This is a genomic window from Thermomicrobiales bacterium, assembly GCA_023954495.1.
Classification (GTDB): Bacteria; Chloroflexota; Chloroflexia; order Thermomicrobiales; family CFX8; genus JAMLIA01.
Genome location: JAMLIA010000081.1, coordinates 1 through 14,067, shown reverse-complemented (window position 1 = coordinate 14,067; position 14,067 = coordinate 1). Strand labels below are relative to the sequence as shown.

Annotated in this window: 14 protein-coding genes; 4 read left to right on the top strand and 10 right to left on the bottom strand. The window is 61.8% G+C overall.

The genetic code is table 11. The features are described from left to right. The coding region (locus M9890_13125; protein MCO5177892.1) for a PLP-dependent transferase at positions 1 to 719 on the top strand (719 nt) is incomplete at its 5' end. A gap of 195 nt (positions 720 to 914) precedes the next feature. Here the strand turns inward: M9890_13125 and M9890_13120 are convergent. Continuing rightward, positions 915 to 1,916 carry a homoserine dehydrogenase gene (locus M9890_13120; protein ID MCO5177891.1) on the bottom strand — a complete coding sequence of 334 codons (1,002 nt, stop codon included), beginning with the start codon at positions 1,914 to 1,916 and terminating at the stop codon, positions 915 to 917. 332 nt (positions 1,917 to 2,248) lie between these two features. Here M9890_13120 and asd point away from each other — a divergent pair, with 332 nt between their 5' ends. Then, a complete protein-coding gene (gene asd, locus M9890_13115) occupies positions 2,249 to 3,304 on the top strand; it encodes an aspartate-semialdehyde dehydrogenase (protein MCO5177890.1) in 1,056 nt (351 codons plus the stop codon). A gap of 69 nt (positions 3,305 to 3,373) precedes the next feature. Here asd and M9890_13110 read toward each other — a convergent pair whose 3' ends face one another. Continuing rightward, complete coding sequence (locus M9890_13110) at positions 3,374 to 4,282, bottom strand: universal stress protein (GenBank protein MCO5177889.1); 909 nt, start codon at positions 4,280 to 4,282, stop codon at positions 3,374 to 3,376. Between the two features lie 459 nt (positions 4,283 to 4,741). Here M9890_13110 and M9890_13105 point away from each other — a divergent pair, with 459 nt between their 5' ends. Continuing rightward, on the top strand, positions 4,742 to 6,223 hold the full coding sequence (locus tag M9890_13105) for a CapA family protein (protein MCO5177888.1): 1,482 nt from the start codon (positions 4,742 to 4,744) through the stop codon (positions 6,221 to 6,223). A gap of 129 nt (positions 6,224 to 6,352) precedes the next feature. Next, positions 6,353 to 6,598 (top strand): ferredoxin family protein, encoded by a 246-nt coding sequence (locus M9890_13100; protein MCO5177887.1) that lies wholly within the window; start codon positions 6,353 to 6,355, stop codon positions 6,596 to 6,598. A 128-nt stretch (positions 6,599 to 6,726) separates the two neighbouring features. Here M9890_13100 and M9890_13095 read toward each other — a convergent pair whose 3' ends face one another. From M9890_13095 to M9890_13060, 8 genes are all read right to left on the bottom strand, one after another. After that, positions 6,727 to 7,782, bottom strand: a complete 1,056-nt coding sequence (locus M9890_13095) for a DUF389 domain-containing protein (protein MCO5177886.1) — start codon at positions 7,780 to 7,782, stop codon at positions 6,727 to 6,729. A 92-nt stretch (positions 7,783 to 7,874) separates the two neighbouring features. Further along, positions 7,875 to 9,107, bottom strand: coding sequence for a hypothetical protein (locus M9890_13090; GenBank protein MCO5177885.1), 1,233 nt, complete (start codon positions 9,105 to 9,107; stop codon positions 7,875 to 7,877). Positions 9,108 to 9,347: 240 nt separating this feature from the next. Then, on the bottom strand, positions 9,348 to 9,989 hold the full coding sequence (locus tag M9890_13085) for a TMEM198/TM7SF3 family protein (protein ID MCO5177884.1): 642 nt from the start codon (positions 9,987 to 9,989) through the stop codon (positions 9,348 to 9,350). Positions 9,990 to 10,038: 49 nt separating this feature from the next. Beyond that, entirely contained in the window at positions 10,039 to 10,419 is a 381-nt protein-coding gene (locus tag M9890_13080) for an SHOCT domain-containing protein (GenBank protein ID MCO5177883.1), read from the bottom strand. A gap of 38 nt (positions 10,420 to 10,457) precedes the next feature. Beyond that, on the bottom strand, positions 10,458 to 10,889 hold the full coding sequence (locus M9890_13075; GenBank protein ID MCO5177882.1) for a DUF6325 family protein: 432 nt from the start codon (positions 10,887 to 10,889) through the stop codon (positions 10,458 to 10,460). A 70-nt stretch (positions 10,890 to 10,959) separates the two neighbouring features. Continuing rightward, a complete protein-coding gene (locus tag M9890_13070; GenBank protein MCO5177881.1) occupies positions 10,960 to 11,745 on the bottom strand; it encodes an META domain-containing protein in 786 nt (261 codons plus the stop codon). Between the two features lie 39 nt (positions 11,746 to 11,784). Further along, on the bottom strand, positions 11,785 to 13,464 hold the full coding sequence (locus M9890_13065) for an AbgT family transporter (GenBank protein MCO5177880.1): 1,680 nt from the start codon (positions 13,462 to 13,464) through the stop codon (positions 11,785 to 11,787). A gap of 126 nt (positions 13,465 to 13,590) precedes the next feature. Next, positions 13,591 to 14,067, bottom strand: a 477-nt coding sequence (locus tag M9890_13060) for a M20/M25/M40 family metallo-hydrolase (protein MCO5177879.1), incomplete at its 5' end; no start/stop codon positions are given.

The window sequence follows — 14,067 nt, the reverse complement described above, 5'->3', positions numbered from 1 at the left end:
AGCACGGCGCCGACATCGTCGTCCACTCGGCGACCAAGTTCATCGGCGGCCACGGCAATTCCATGGGCGGCGTCATCGTCGATGCAGGCAATTTCGACTGGACGGCGTCGGGCCGCTATCCGCTGCTGTCGGAACCCAATGAATCGTACCATGGGCTCAAATTGCACGAGACGTTCGGCAACATTGCCTTTGCCATCGCTGCCCGCGTTCTCGGTTTGCGCGATCTCGGCCCCGCCATTGCGCCGATGAACGCCTTCCTCATCCTCACCGGCATGGAGACGCTCAGCCTTCGCATGCAGCGCCATTGCGACAACGCCCTGAAGGTCGCCCAGTGGCTGAAGACCCATCCCAACGTGTCGTGGGTTAACTACGCCGGGCTGCCCGACGACAAGTACCACGCGCTGCAGCAGAAATATTGCCCGAAGGGTGCAGGCGCGGTGTTCACCTTCGGCCTCAAGGGTGGCTACGACGCGGGCGTCCAGGCAGTGTCATCGGTGAAGCTGCTGTCGCATCTCGCCAACCTCGGCGACACGCGTTCGCTCATCATCCACCCGGCCTCGACCACACACGAGCAGCTTAATGACGAGCAGCAGGCCTCGGCCGGCGTGACCCCCGACCTCCTGCGGCTCTCAATCGGCACCGAAGACATTGAGGACATTATCAGCGACCTCGACTACGCGCTCAACAAGGCTGTCGCGAAGACGACGGTGGCGGTGTAGGGAAGAGCGGCCCTCACCCCGCCGCCCAGAGGGCCCCCGCCCTCTCCCAACGTTGGGAGAGGGGGTGTCATAGATAAAGCGGGTTGGCTGCCGTTAGTAGTTCCCGTCTCCCAAGCTTGGGAGATGGGGTGTCACACACATTCTTGCTCCCCTCTCCCAGCATTGGGAGAGGGGCTGGGGATGAGGGCCACTGCTCTACCCCACCTTCGGCGTTGCCTGGCTGCCGATCTTCGCGACTTCGATGATGTCGGAGAGGATGGCGCTGGAGGTTGGGGAGGGGCCGGCGCCCTGGCCGTGGAGGAGGACCGGGCCGACGCGGTTGCCGACGATCTCGACGGCGTTGTAGTTGCGCACGACCCGCGAAAACAGATCGTCGCCGGGGACGAAGACCGGAGCGACGCGCAGATCGGCGTCATCGCCGCGGCGCTCGGCGCTGGCGATCAGGCGGATCGTCCCGCCGCGTGACTTCGCATCGGCGATGTCGGCAGCGGTGACGCCGGAGATGCCGGTGCGGTCGATCTCATCGGGGTGAACGTGACGACCGAGCATCAGCGAGGCGAGGATCGCCAGCTTGTAGGCGGCGTCAAAGCCCTCGACATCGCCGGTCGGATCGGCCTCGGCATAACCGAGTCGCTGCGCTTCGGCCAGCACGTCCGCGTAGTCCGCACCATCGGCATCCATGGCGGAGAGGATGAAGTTCGTCGTTCCGTTGATGATGCCGCGAACGCGCTCAACGCTGTTGCTGGCCATGACCTGCCGCAGCGCCGCGAAGAGCGGGATGCCGCCACCGACACACGCTTCGCACAGGAATCCAGCGTCGCCGTCGCGCGCAGCAGAGAGGATGGCCGGCAGTTGCTTCGACACCGCTTCCTTGTTGGCTGTCACGACGTGCCGGCCGGTTGCCAACGCGCGGACCATCAGGTCGGCGGCCGGCTGCTCGCGCCCGAGGACCTCAACGACGACATTGACAGCCGGATCGTCAATCAACGCCTGTGCATCGGTTGTTACCAGCGACGGGTCAATGCTGGCGCGCTCGGCCTTGTGCGGCCCGCGGTCGAATGCTCCGACCAGCCGCAGCTCGATGCCGCCTGTCTCAGTCAGCGACTGGGCGTCGTTCGCTATCGTATCGGCGACGGCGCTGCCGATCGTCCCAAGCCCCAGGATGGCTACTCCGACAACCGACGAATGCTCCGACACGATGGCTCCTCCTCTAATAACGACAGTTCTGGCCGTAACCTTGACGCGCGACATCGCGACTGTTATCGTCCAGTTGCGCAGGTTCGCGATTGCAGCCTACCGAACCGGCGTTGTCTGTGGCAATGGAGGATCAGCCCGTGTATTGCTCGGCGCTCATCAACACCATTATCGAGGAGACTATTACCGCGCGCGCCGCAACGGCGTTGCGCGGGGGAACCGGCTGACGGCTTCCAACAGCGCAATGACCCTTGAGCGGCAGGAGCATTTGCTCCTGTTTTTTGTTGTTCAGGTTTCGGAAGGCTCCGGTGCGGAGCGAAGGAGGGGTTGAGACCATGGCAGACCGGATTGACGTCGCGGTACTCGGTGCGACAGGCAGCGTCGGACAGCGCTACATTGAGCTGCTGGCTGGGCACCCGCAGTTCAGGCTTGCCGAGCTGTTTGGCAAGCAGAGCGCCGGAAAGCGCTATGGCGACGCCGTGGATTGGCGCATCTCGGCCGCGCCGCCGGAGGAAGCGGCCAACATGGTGGTCAAGCACCACGAGGAGCCTGTCAACAGCCCGATCGTCTTCGCGTCGCTGCCGGGCGGCACGGCTCGTGAGGTCGAGTCGCGCCTCGCTGCTGAGGGCAAGGCGGTCTTCTCGAACGCCCGCGACAACCGCATGGATCCGGACGTGCCACTCATCATCCCGGAAGTCAACTCCGACCACGCCAGAGTGATCGAGGCGCAGCGCAAGCGTCGCGGCTGGGATCGAGGCTGCATTGTGACCAACCCGAACTGCTCCACGATCCACCTCGTCCTGGCGCTGAAGCCGATCTGGGATGCGTTCGGCATCGAGCAGGCGATGGTCACGACGCTGCAGGCGACATCGGGTGCCGGATACCCGGGTGTCCCGTCGCTGGATCTCATCGACAACGTCGTCCCCTACATCGGCGGCGAAGAAGAGAAGATGGAGTCGGAGACGCTGAAGTTGCTCGGCGGCTTCGATGGCAGCGAGTTCCAGTACGCCGACGTGCGGATGAGCGCGCAGTGCACGCGCGTTCCGGTGCGCCACGGACACCTTGAAACGGTGAGCCTGAAGCTCGGCAAGTCGGCATCGCCTGATGAGGTCGTGGAGGTGTTCCGCGCGTTCCGCGGCCGACCGCAGGAGTTGGGGTTGCACTCTGCGCCGCCTGAGCCGATCATCGTCCGCGAGCAGCCCGATCGCCCGCAGCCGGCGCTCGACCGCGACGTCGCCGGTGGCATGGCGTCGGTCGTCGGTCGCGTGCGCGAGTGCTCGTTGTTCGACATCAAGTTCGTCGTGCTCGGCCACAACACAATCCGTGGCGCAGCCGGTGCATCGCTGCTGAATGCCGAGATGCTGCTCGCCGACGGCTACCTGCGCGTCTAGCACCCAATAACACGGCAAACGCGCCGACCATATTTGGTCGGCGCGTTTGCGTTGCCGTGGAGATTGCCGCTACTGCTGTGGACGCAGGAGGAGCAGCGGCAGCGGCGACGAGTGCAGCACCTTTTCGGCGACTGAACCGAAGAACAGGCGCGAGATGCCACCGCGACCGTGCGTTGACATCACGATGATGTCAGACGAGTTGCGCTTGGCGCTATCGAGAATCGCATCTGCGACGCTGCCCTCCAGCACTTCGGAGGTCACAGCAATTCCCTTGGCGCTGAGCGACTTGGTCAGCGTCTCAAGGTACTGGACGGCTTCATCCTTGATAGCGTCGATGTACTCGGCAACCAGTCCGTAATCAAGCGCGACATCGGGGCCTGGCATGCTGATGACCGGGCTCTCGACGACCCGAACCAGATGCAACGCCAACGCCTGGCCGGAAGGTGCAATAGCCTCGACACCGCGGTTCAGTGCATCCTCAGCGAACTCGGAGCCGTCCAGCGGCACTAGCACGCGCTCAAACGCCGGACTGGCGGTGGCGGCATCGCTGCTGGCGCGAATGACCAGCACCGGGCACTGCGCGTCACGCACGATGCGGTTGGCGACGCTGCCGAGCACGAGGCGACCTGCGCCGGCGCGACCGTGGCTTGTCATGACTACCAGCGGATCGTTGACGCTGGCGATCGCGCTCAGGACCTCGCTTGTCGGACTACCGACCCGGCAGACAGTTTCAACGTTCACCCCGTCGAGCTTCCCGCCGATCTCCTTGAGATACGCAGTCCGATCATCAATCCAGCTATCCATCATCTGACCGACGGCGAGCGCGCCTGTTGCGCTCCATGCTCCGAATTCGACCGGGATCTCAACGATCGACACGAGGAGCAAGCTGCCGCCAATCCGGCGGCTGAGCTCAGCCGCCCAAGGCAGTGCTTGTTCCGCTTGATCGGAACCGTCGAGGGGTACGACGATTGTAGTCACCGTGGGGTCTCCTCTCCTGCGCGCTGGTCGGCTTCATCGCCGATGGCTGGGGAATGGATACACTCTTCTGTTGACGGGCGCAATGAGAACGTCCGATAGAATGCAAAATCGGATTGATAACCGCGCGCGACCGGCGTCTCTTGCGGGTGCAGCGCAGTGTTGTGTGGGGTGGAGTTGCTTCCAATGCAATCGCGAATGCTCACTCGGCGATCCTTCTTGCGCCTCACATCGGCACTTGGGGCATGGTTGGTCGCGGCTTGCAGTGGGCCCGAAGAACATACCGACGCTGAAATAAGCCCCGGGCGTGTCCACGAGCGTCGTCCGAGTCAAGGAAGTGGAAGCAGGACTTCGACATCAGACGCATCTCCTGTCGCAAGCGGCGATGGTACATCGACCGAGAGCCCGACGCCCGATTCCAGCCAGCCGCTCCACCTTCGAATTCAGGGTGTTCCCGCTCCATTGCTAACCCACGCGAACTGGATGCGTGACCGGCTGGTTGAGCAGCTTCGCGCGATCGAGGATGATGGCGCTCCCGATCTGACGATTCGGATGGCTGTCGATGGTGATCGGGACCTGCCGACGTTCACGACTGACTACGTGGCTGTCGTTTCTCGGCGACTCATCATTCGCGCGATATCCAGCGATCAGCTCCGTCAGCTCTGGACCGGCGAGATTGGCGACTGGAGCGCGCTTGGGTCGCCGGTGAGCCAACCAGTCGTGCGCGTCGCAGTAAACGAATCCGCCGGGCCTTTTGACGCAGGATTCGCCGACCAGCAGGTGCCGAATCGAGATGACCTGGCGACCTATCTCGAAGACCAACCGGGCGCTCTGGCAATCATTCCGGCGCACCTCATCGACTTCCGCTTCCGGACGCTGCGCCTCGACGGCGTTACCTGGTTTCGTCCGGGCGACGCGACCTGGCCGCTGCAGGTCACGATGGTTGTCGATGTCGAAGCCAGCCAGCGTTCGGCTCTGGCGGAGCGGGTCACAGCAGCAATTACGCCGGCGGAGGAACTTGCGCCGGTCTCGATGACCTGGGCGGGTGACATCATTCTGGGTCGCCGCGTGCACGCTAAGATGCTTGAGTATGGTGATTGGGCCGCTCCTTTTCGGTCGATTGCTGACGAGCTGACCTGGGCAGACGTGACGATTTCCAACCTCGAATGCGCAATCTCAGACGCATACGAGACGCCAGTTGATCCGAAGACATTCGATTTCAAGACCGACCCGCCGGCAATGGCGGGGCTGGAGTTGGCGCAGATCGACGTACTCAGTCGCGCGAACAACCATGCGTTTAACTTCGGTCCGGTCGCAATGGAAGACACGACTGCGTTGCTGGATGCAGCGGGGATCAAACACTTCGGCATTGGTCGCAATATCGAGGAAGCGCGGCAGGCATCCGTCGTCGAGGTCGGCGGGGTGACCTACGCGTTCCTTGGCTACAACGGGATCAGCGACGAGTGGGATGGTGCAGAGGCAGACAGTCCGGGCACCAATCCGCTGCTCGATTGGCTGGTTGTTGAGGATATCCGGCGCGAGTTGGCGGCGGGACACATCGTCATCCCCTTCTTCCACTGGGGCATCGAGTACGTCTACGACCCGACCGAAGAGCAGCGCTACTTCGCGCAGGTCGCGATCGACACGGGCGCGGCAATGGTGATGGGCTCGCACCCGCACTGGGTCCAGGCGGTAGAGACGTACAAGGGCAAGTCGATCGTGTATTCGCTGGGCAATTTCGTCTTCGACCAGGAGTGGTCGATAGAGACGAAGCAGGGCATGATGGCCGATGTCTGGATGCGTGGTGACACGCTGCTGGCACTCGACCTCGTGCCGATCCTGATCGAGGATTATCACAAGCCACGGCGCATGTCGGATGACGAGGCATGGCCCGTTCTTGGCGAGGTCTGGGCAGCGAGTGATCGCATCCGTTTTGGCGGCTGATCGCACAGAATCGCGGCAGGACGCGCGATATCGCGTGCTATACTGCGGCCAACGTGCGCATGATATGGCAAGCTGGAAAGCCAGAATGCCCGTTCATATAGTGGACCAAGCCATGAAAGGTACCGTACGATGACGTACGTGATCGCCGAGCCGTGCATCGGGGTGAAGGATGCCTCCTGTGTTGAGGTATGCCCGGTGGACTGCATCCACTCCGACGACGATTCGGAGCAGTATTTCATTAACCCTGACGAGTGCATTGACTGCGGCGTCTGCGCCGAGGTCTGCCCCGTCGAAGCCATATTCTTTGAGGATGACCTGCCCGAGCAGTGGGCAAGCTTCCTTGGTCTGAACCGACAGTACTTCGAGAATCAGTGAGTCAACTGTCGATGCGCTGCGCCCTCAGTGCTGGAGACATGTGCTGAGGGCGCGGGTGCATAGCCTCCGCCGCCTGTAGCTCCCCCATCACATGTGTGTGCCTTCAAGCCGCGCTGTGCCGCCGTGCATCAGTCCCCGCCTGTCGCTCTGACAGTGAAGCGTTGATAGACCTCGACATGCAGATCAATCTGGCGACCAAGCTCGTACGAGATCTGCTGCGCGAGGTTGTCGACGGTCGCCGGTGCGGTCGGGCCGCTCAGCACAATTTCCACATCTTCTCCGTCCAGTGATACGGACTCGACTTCAAAGACGGTCGGCGCGACCCATTGACGGGTGATGTCAAGAACAACCGATTCGTCGCGCGCATTTGAGACGATCGCGGCGGTGACGGTCCAGAGAGGATAGGCGACCAACGCGACGGAGACAGCTGCCATCGCGAAGCCGATCTTGATCTGGCGCGGCAGTCTGCCGCGTGGCAAGAAGCCGTAAAGCACGAAAACCAATGCTGCCGAGAGCACAATTGCTGCCAGGTTGGTCAGGTACATCAGGAGTGCTCCACCGGCCAATGCTGTATTGCCGCGGCCGAGCAACAGTCCGGCAGCGCATAGCGGTGGTACGAGTGAGAGACCGACGGCAACTCCCGGCAGTGCGGTGAGTCGGTTGCGATTGAGAATGGTGTAAGCACCGGCGGCACCAGCGACCAGCGCAACGACGAGGTCGGTTAGATTCGGCGAGCTGTTGGCGATGATTTGGCTCGACACGGCGATGCGGTCGGAGAGCAGTGCGCGAGTGACGAGCCAGGAGATGCCGATGGTTGCGCCGGCCGAGGCGGCGATGACGATCGCGGCGTTGATCTGCCGACGTGGATCGCCGGTGACCAGTGCAAACGAAAACGCGAGAATGGGGACGACAACCTGCTCGATGAGCATGGCGGCCAGGATGATGGTGGCAGCGTCCTTGTAGAGTCCGAATGTAGCGAGCAAGGTTGCGATGACGAGCAGGACGGCGTAGCGCTCCAGAGCGCCGCGCCGATCGGTGTCGAACTCATAGATTCGGCGTGAGGCAGCCGCCGCGCCGCCGCCGTTTGATGGGCGTCGGATGCGGCCAAACAGGTCGTTGAAGTTCGATGGTTGGGGTTCGTCTGGCGGCGGAACCGGCTCATCATCAGCGGTGGTTGCCGTCACTGCTGCATCGCCTTTCTCCGCATCTGTAGTAGTGGGCGCGGCATCATGCAGCGCCCACCACTGATTGAATCAGTTCGCCGGACGGTCTTGGATCAATTGTCGAGCGAATAGACGACGAAGCTCTGGACGACTGCGCGGACCTGGCCGTTCAGGTAGATGCCGGTGCGGCCCTGCGCCGCCATCGCTACGTCATCGAGCTCGGTGATGAACTTGCCGTCGATGAACAGCAGCACATCGTCGTCGTCGACTTCCAGCCGATACGTATGCATCTGGTCGTTGAGCGGTCGGTATCCATTGGCCAGCGTGTCGCGATTGCCGTTGTTCACACGGGCAATCTGCCACTCGTGCGCGCACGCGCCGCCGACGATGCCGGAGGCGGCAGACGCTTCCGCGTCTTGTGGCAGGGCAGCCCGGACGATTAGCCCGACGATCTCGCTGCAGTCGTTGCTGCCGATGATTGCCATTTGCGCCTCAACTGCGTAGTTCTCGCCGGTTGGCTGGAACGCAGCAAGCACAGCGCCGGATTCAGCGCCGTTGGCGACCAGGTTGCCATTCTCGACATCCCAGCCTTCAGCGAGTGTCCAGCCGCCATCGCCATCTGACCAATTGGCCCGGTAGACCTCAACGCCAGCTTCTGGTGTTGGCGCGCTCGGCACGTCCGTCGCTGTTGGCTCAGGTTCAGGCGTTGGCGTTGGCGTGTCTGGCACCGGCGTCTTGGTTGGCTCGGGAGCTGGCTCGGTCGGGGTCGCCGTCGGCTCGACCGTTGGAGTTGCCGTCGGCTCTTCGGGAGTTGCCGTTGGCTCAAGTGTCGCCGTCGGCTCAGGCTCGTCCGTCGCCGTTGGTTCAGGCGTATTCGTTGGCTCTTCGGTCGCGGTTGCTTCCGGCTCGGTTGCCGTCGGCTCGACAGTCGCCTCCAGCGTCGCCGTTGGTGCTTCGATGGTTGCGGTCGCTTCGGCGGCGGTATCGTCATCATCTTTCAGCGCGAACAGGTAGATCGCACCCATCAGGACGATGACGGCGAGGCCAATGATCCCGCCGAGAATCCAGCGGTCGATGCCGCCGCCGCCCGGCGGGATGGGCGGCTGACCACCGGGGGGCGGCTCGTACGGCGGCTCCCCTCCCCCTGCTGGTGGGGCCATCGCTTCGGCCGGTGGCAGTTCCTCATATGCGGGCGGATCGGCGGCCGGTGATACCTGCGGAAGCGCCGTCGTGGGCTGGTCTGCCGCCGGGATTTCACTGGTCGCGTTGCGCTCGATTTGCTCGGCTACCTGCTCCAGCTCGTCGTCGCCGGAGCCGTTGTTTGGTGGGCGTTGCTGGTCAGCCATGACACCTCATCCTTGTCTGAATCGCGTCGCCAGATTATGACAACTCTCTGTCTCTCAATTCAGCATTGATTGCGCTTTGTGCATTGTCATTCGCGGATGGTATCTGCCTTGAGTGAACGGCCAGCTCATACATCTCCATGCTTCCCGCGCCCGACCGGGAACTGACAATGTCGGGCGCGGGTGCGTACGTTTCGTCACGTCCTCACGAATTGGACCATGAGGAGCTCAGTGCAAATGGCGTCAGGCAGGTTGCTGGGCTTGCGTCCAGCGGTCTTCCGGCAGTTTGACTGACGCGATTGACTGCATTTGATAGAGAATGCCGATGACGGTAAGCACGATCCAGGCAATCATCCAGAACCAGGATTCTTCGACCGTTGCCCAGGCCAGACCATAGTTCAGGTCAATGCGATCGATCTGGTTGAACAGCAGCAGCAGGCCAGTGACGATGCCCGCGGCACCGGCGAACGCTGTGTTGATGATGACGACGTAGATCGGCAGCGCCAGCACCATCGCGCCGATGAAGAATACGAGGGCAACAGCCGCCGCGACGAGGAATACGGCAACGCCCGAGCTGACGCCGATGATCTCCATGAGCGCCGAGCCGAGAAGCGCGCCAGAGGCAGCCGCCGAAAGCAGCGCGCCGAAGTACCAGAAGAAGTACGACACGGCAGCGAACACGAGGCCGACGATGAATCCGACGATAACGCCGGTTGTGTTGGCCAGGAAGCTATCACCCGCAATTGCGGCGATGCCCGCGGCACCAACGAAGAAGCCGGCAACGAAGCCGATGATCGGCAACGCCACGAAGAAGACGCGCAGACCCAACAGGCAACCAACCAGCCCGATTGTGATGAGTGCCAGGCCGATGATGATATCCCCCATGCACGTTCCCCTTTCGACAGATTGAGCAGCCGAGGCTGCGTGTGCGTTGTTAGCCCGCCAGGATTCGTGCCTTTGCGGCTTCAAACTCTGCGTCGTTGAGAATCCCGGCAGTTCGCAATTCACCGAGCTGTTGCAATTGCGCGATCATGTCCGCACCGCCTGCCGCTGGCGCAGCTGCGGGTTCTGCTGCTGCTTGCACCTGTTGCGCCTGTAACGAGTCGATCTGCTGGCGCATCTGCTCAACCTCAACCTGGGTGTTGATCGCCGCCTGCTGCGCGGCGTTCTGCTGTTGCTGCGCCTGCGCTCGTTGTGCGCCGCGTGCGGCGACGTTGCCGGAAACGGCAGTCGCCGTTCCGGCGATGACAGCAGTGCGCGCCATCGTGCCGACGAGGCTCGGGCCGGAGCGTGCGGCTGGTCGTCTTCTGATCATGTGCTGACTTGTCCTCTCTTGAGATATGTACGGTCGTGTCAGGCCTCTGATTCGTCGTAGGAGGCGACAAGCTCTTCGATCACGGACCGGGGGATGCGTTCGTTCAGTATTACCTCGCCGTTCGCGTTCGCGACGGCGTCGGCGAAGCGCTTGGCCCAGACGTTCTCAAAGAGCATGATGCCGGCTGACGAATTGTTGTCCATGGACGCGGTCAACTGTTCGGCGTCCTCGTGGGTGAGCAAACCGTTCACATCATCGACGACCGGGTCGTAGGCTGCGTACAGATCGTCGACGAGATCGCTCAGCTCCTGCTCGGTCACGGCACCGTTGGCGTCCTTCGTCACGAACAGGATGTCGACGATGCGGATGATGTCGTGATCGGTCAGCTCCTGCATCGCGGGGATGATCTCACCGGTGAACTGGTTGCCGGGGAATTTCACCACCAGCAGCTCGATAGGTCCGAATGGCATCAACATGCCTCCTTGTTGAGCCCGAACCGGGACGCCGTGTCGCGCACACAACCTCCCGGTTCGTAACTCGCTAGTTTGATTCGCGGAACATGACGAGCAATGAGCCGTCTTCCGCGCGCAGATCCAGTGTGCCCTTGCCGAGTTCGTAAGTGTCGGCTTGCTTCAGCGCCGCCAGGAACTGCGTTTCCTGATCCATGATCGGCTGGTCGCAGGCCATCAGCGTTTGGGCGAGCTCGCCGATTTCCATTGAGCTGTCACTGCCACGTGAGTAGTCGCCAGTGAACGTGTTGCAACCGGATTGACCGCTCACCGTGCCATCGGGGTCGAACATCGTCAACAGCGTTGAGTCGTCGAGCACGGGGACGACTGCCTGCTGGCCGTTGTTGAAGGCGACGACTTGCCACTGCGTTCGGGTCAACTCGGTTGGTCGGATGCGATCAAACTCTGCGATCTCGACGCCGTCGGCGTTGTAGAGCTCCAGCTCGTCCTCGTCGAGTCGATAGCGGGCAGTGTCCTCAAGTGCCTGGAAGAACGCTTGTTCCTGCGTCATGATCGCTTCTTCACAGGCGATGCGCGTCGAGCCGCCGGCCGTCAGATCCAGGTTGCGTGAATCGCTATGCTTCCATGATCCAACGAATCGATTACAGCCGCCGGTGCCCGTGAGCTTGTCGTCCTTTGCGAACGTCATGGACACCAGCACGTTGCGGATCGCGTCCTGGCCATGCAGCTCGTCGAGTTCCCATGTGGAGTCGAGCAATCGTGCGGCCTGCCCGGTTGTCCCACATGCGGCCAGCACTGTTGTCAGTGCGACGAGCGCAGCGAGAACGATAGCGGGTTTGATGATTCTCCGTCTCATCCCAATCCGTCCTTTCGATCTCTCGTTGCCGTCCCGCACCTACAGCTTCACCGGATAGCCGGGGCCGAGTGGGATACCGATGAAGTACCAGATGATGAAGAGCAGGATCCACGAGACCATGACGACGAGCGTGTACGGAATCATCAGCGAGATGATTGTCCCGAGACCTGCCTGTTTCTGGTAACGCTGGGCGACAATGACAATGAACGGCAAGTAGACCATCAGTGGCGTAATGACGTTCATCGGCGAGTCGCCGATGCGATAGGCAGCCAGTACGGTCTGTGGCGCAATGCCGAGCCGCGTGAAGATCGGCACGAAGATCGGCGCGAAGATGGCCCACTTTGGCATCGCCCCCGGGATGATGATGTCGAGCAGCATGATCACGACGATGAAGGCGATCAGGAGCGGCAATGCGCCGATATCGACGCTCTCAAGGAGATGAGCCATCGCTCCGGCGAGCACCTGCGGAATGCGGGTGAAGTTAAAGTAAGCGATGAACTGGCTGATGACCAGAAGCATGAAGATCAGGCCAGACAGGCTGGCGAAGGTCTTCGTTATCGCTGCAATGACCTGGTTGCTCGTTGTAAGCGTGCGTGCGCCGTACCCATAGCCGAGGCCAGCAAGCAGAAAGAGCACGGTGATCATGAAAACGAGGCTGTCCATGAACGGGGTGTTGCCAATGATCGCTCCGTCAACGGGATCGCGAAGTGGCGCGCCCGGTGGGACAGTCATTGCAGCAAAGAACACGATGCCGGCCAGCGCACCGAAGAGCGCGAAGCGCAACCCGCGCGATTCGACTGCGTGGTCAACGTCCATCTCGGCTACCGCGCTCGTGTCTTCGCCCGCATCGGCTGGATCGTAGACGCCGAGCCGTGGCTCAATCACCTTCGTTGTCACGAACGTGATGACGACTGCCATCAGGATCGTGAACACGATTGAGAAAATGATGTTCGCGGTGATCGAGATCGACCCGCCCGGAGTGGTGATCTGAATCGCCTCGTTGGTGATTTCGGTCAGCATCGCATCGAGTGGCGTAATGAGGACGTTGACCGCAAACGCCGCGCTCACACCTGCATAACCGGCAGCGATGCCGGCGAGCGGATGCCGTTTCACGCTGAGGAATGCCGCCGCAGCAAGCGGGATCAGGATCAGATAGCCTGCGTCGGTGGCGACGCTGGAGATACCGCCGATCAGAACGATGATAAACGTCAGCGCTTGCTTCGGTGCGACAGCTACGAGCTTCCGGATTGAAGCTCCCATCAAGCCCGCTTCTTCAGCGACGCCGATGCCAATCATGGCGACGAAAATGACGGCGACGACGCTGAAGCTGGCGAAGTTGTTCACGAACGACGTCAGCAGGAATCGCAGGCCGTCAATCGAGAGCAGGCTCTTGACTTCGACGCGCTCTGTCTTGATGACGAAGTCACCTGGGTAAATCTCTCCCTCAGGCGTGGTAATGATCGATTCGGACGTGCCGCCGAGGATGTTGTATTCCTCGGAGATCGTCGTTTCCGCCGGGACGATGATTTCTTCGGTGACGGCGACGTTCAGGACGTCGAGGATAACAGACAGGACAATGACGAACAGGATCAGATAAACGAATATCATGACAGGGTGAGGAACCTTGTTCCCCGCCTTCTCGATGCCGTCAAGCATCTTTTCGGTGAACCCGCGCCGCGGCTCTTCTGCTTGCTTTGCCGCAGACTCTGATGCACTCATTGGTATCTTCCCCCTACCGCTCGGTTACCGTGCGGCTCGATACTGAATGCCGTTGGAATCGCTTCGCTGTCGCGCCGCCGGTTCGGCCGACAATCTGATCGTGGTGATTGGCGGCCCTCCCTTTCTCTACCCCAGCGCCCACAGTTCGGCGATCCGCACGCACATGTCGGTCGCTCTGGCCATGTCCTGGACGCTTACCCACTCCATCGGTCCGTGAAACGCCTGCATCCCCGTGAAGAGATTCGGTGTGGGAACGCCGAGTTCGGTCAGCCTGGATCCATCAGTGCCACCGCGCGTGGGTGATGAGAACGGTTCCACCCCGCTCTCCTGACATGCCTGACGCGCGAGCTCGACCGGACGCATATCGTTTTCCAGCCAGTAGCGCATGTTGCGGTACTGCGGTGTGATTTCACAGGAGATCCTGGCGCGCGGCTCGCTGGCCTGCACGGCGTCGCAGACCTTCTGCAGCAGCTCGCCGTGGGCCGCAAGACCGTCGCGCTCGAAGTCACGAAGTGCGAACCGCATCTCCGCCGATGCTGCGCCGCCGGTAAACGAATACAGGTGAATGAACCCCTGCCGCCCGTCTGTGACCTCCGGTGTGAG

Excerpts from the sequence above, each read along its gene's own strand:
- asd (MCO5177890.1), top strand. The coding sequence starts at position 2,249 with ATGGCAGACCGGATTGACGTCGCGGTACTCGGTGCGACAGGCAGCGTC.
- M9890_13100 (MCO5177887.1), top strand. The coding sequence starts at position 6,353 with ATGACGTACGTGATCGCCGAGCCGTGCATCGGGGTGAAGGATGCCTCC.
- M9890_13090 (MCO5177885.1), bottom strand. The coding sequence starts at position 9,107 with ATGGCTGACCAGCAACGCCCACCAAACAACGGCTCCGGCGACGACGAG.
- M9890_13085 (MCO5177884.1), bottom strand. The coding sequence starts at position 9,989 with ATGGGGGATATCATCATCGGCCTGGCACTCATCACAATCGGGCTGGTT.
- M9890_13080 (MCO5177883.1), bottom strand. The coding sequence starts at position 10,419 with ATGATCAGAAGACGACCAGCCGCACGCTCCGGCCCGAGCCTCGTCGGC.
- M9890_13075 (MCO5177882.1), bottom strand. The coding sequence starts at position 10,889 with ATGCCATTCGGACCTATCGAGCTGCTGGTGGTGAAATTCCCCGGCAAC.
- M9890_13070 (MCO5177881.1), bottom strand. The coding sequence starts at position 11,745 with ATGAGACGGAGAATCATCAAACCCGCTATCGTTCTCGCTGCGCTCGTC.
- M9890_13065 (MCO5177880.1), bottom strand. The coding sequence starts at position 13,464 with ATGAGTGCATCAGAGTCTGCGGCAAAGCAAGCAGAAGAGCCGCGGCGC.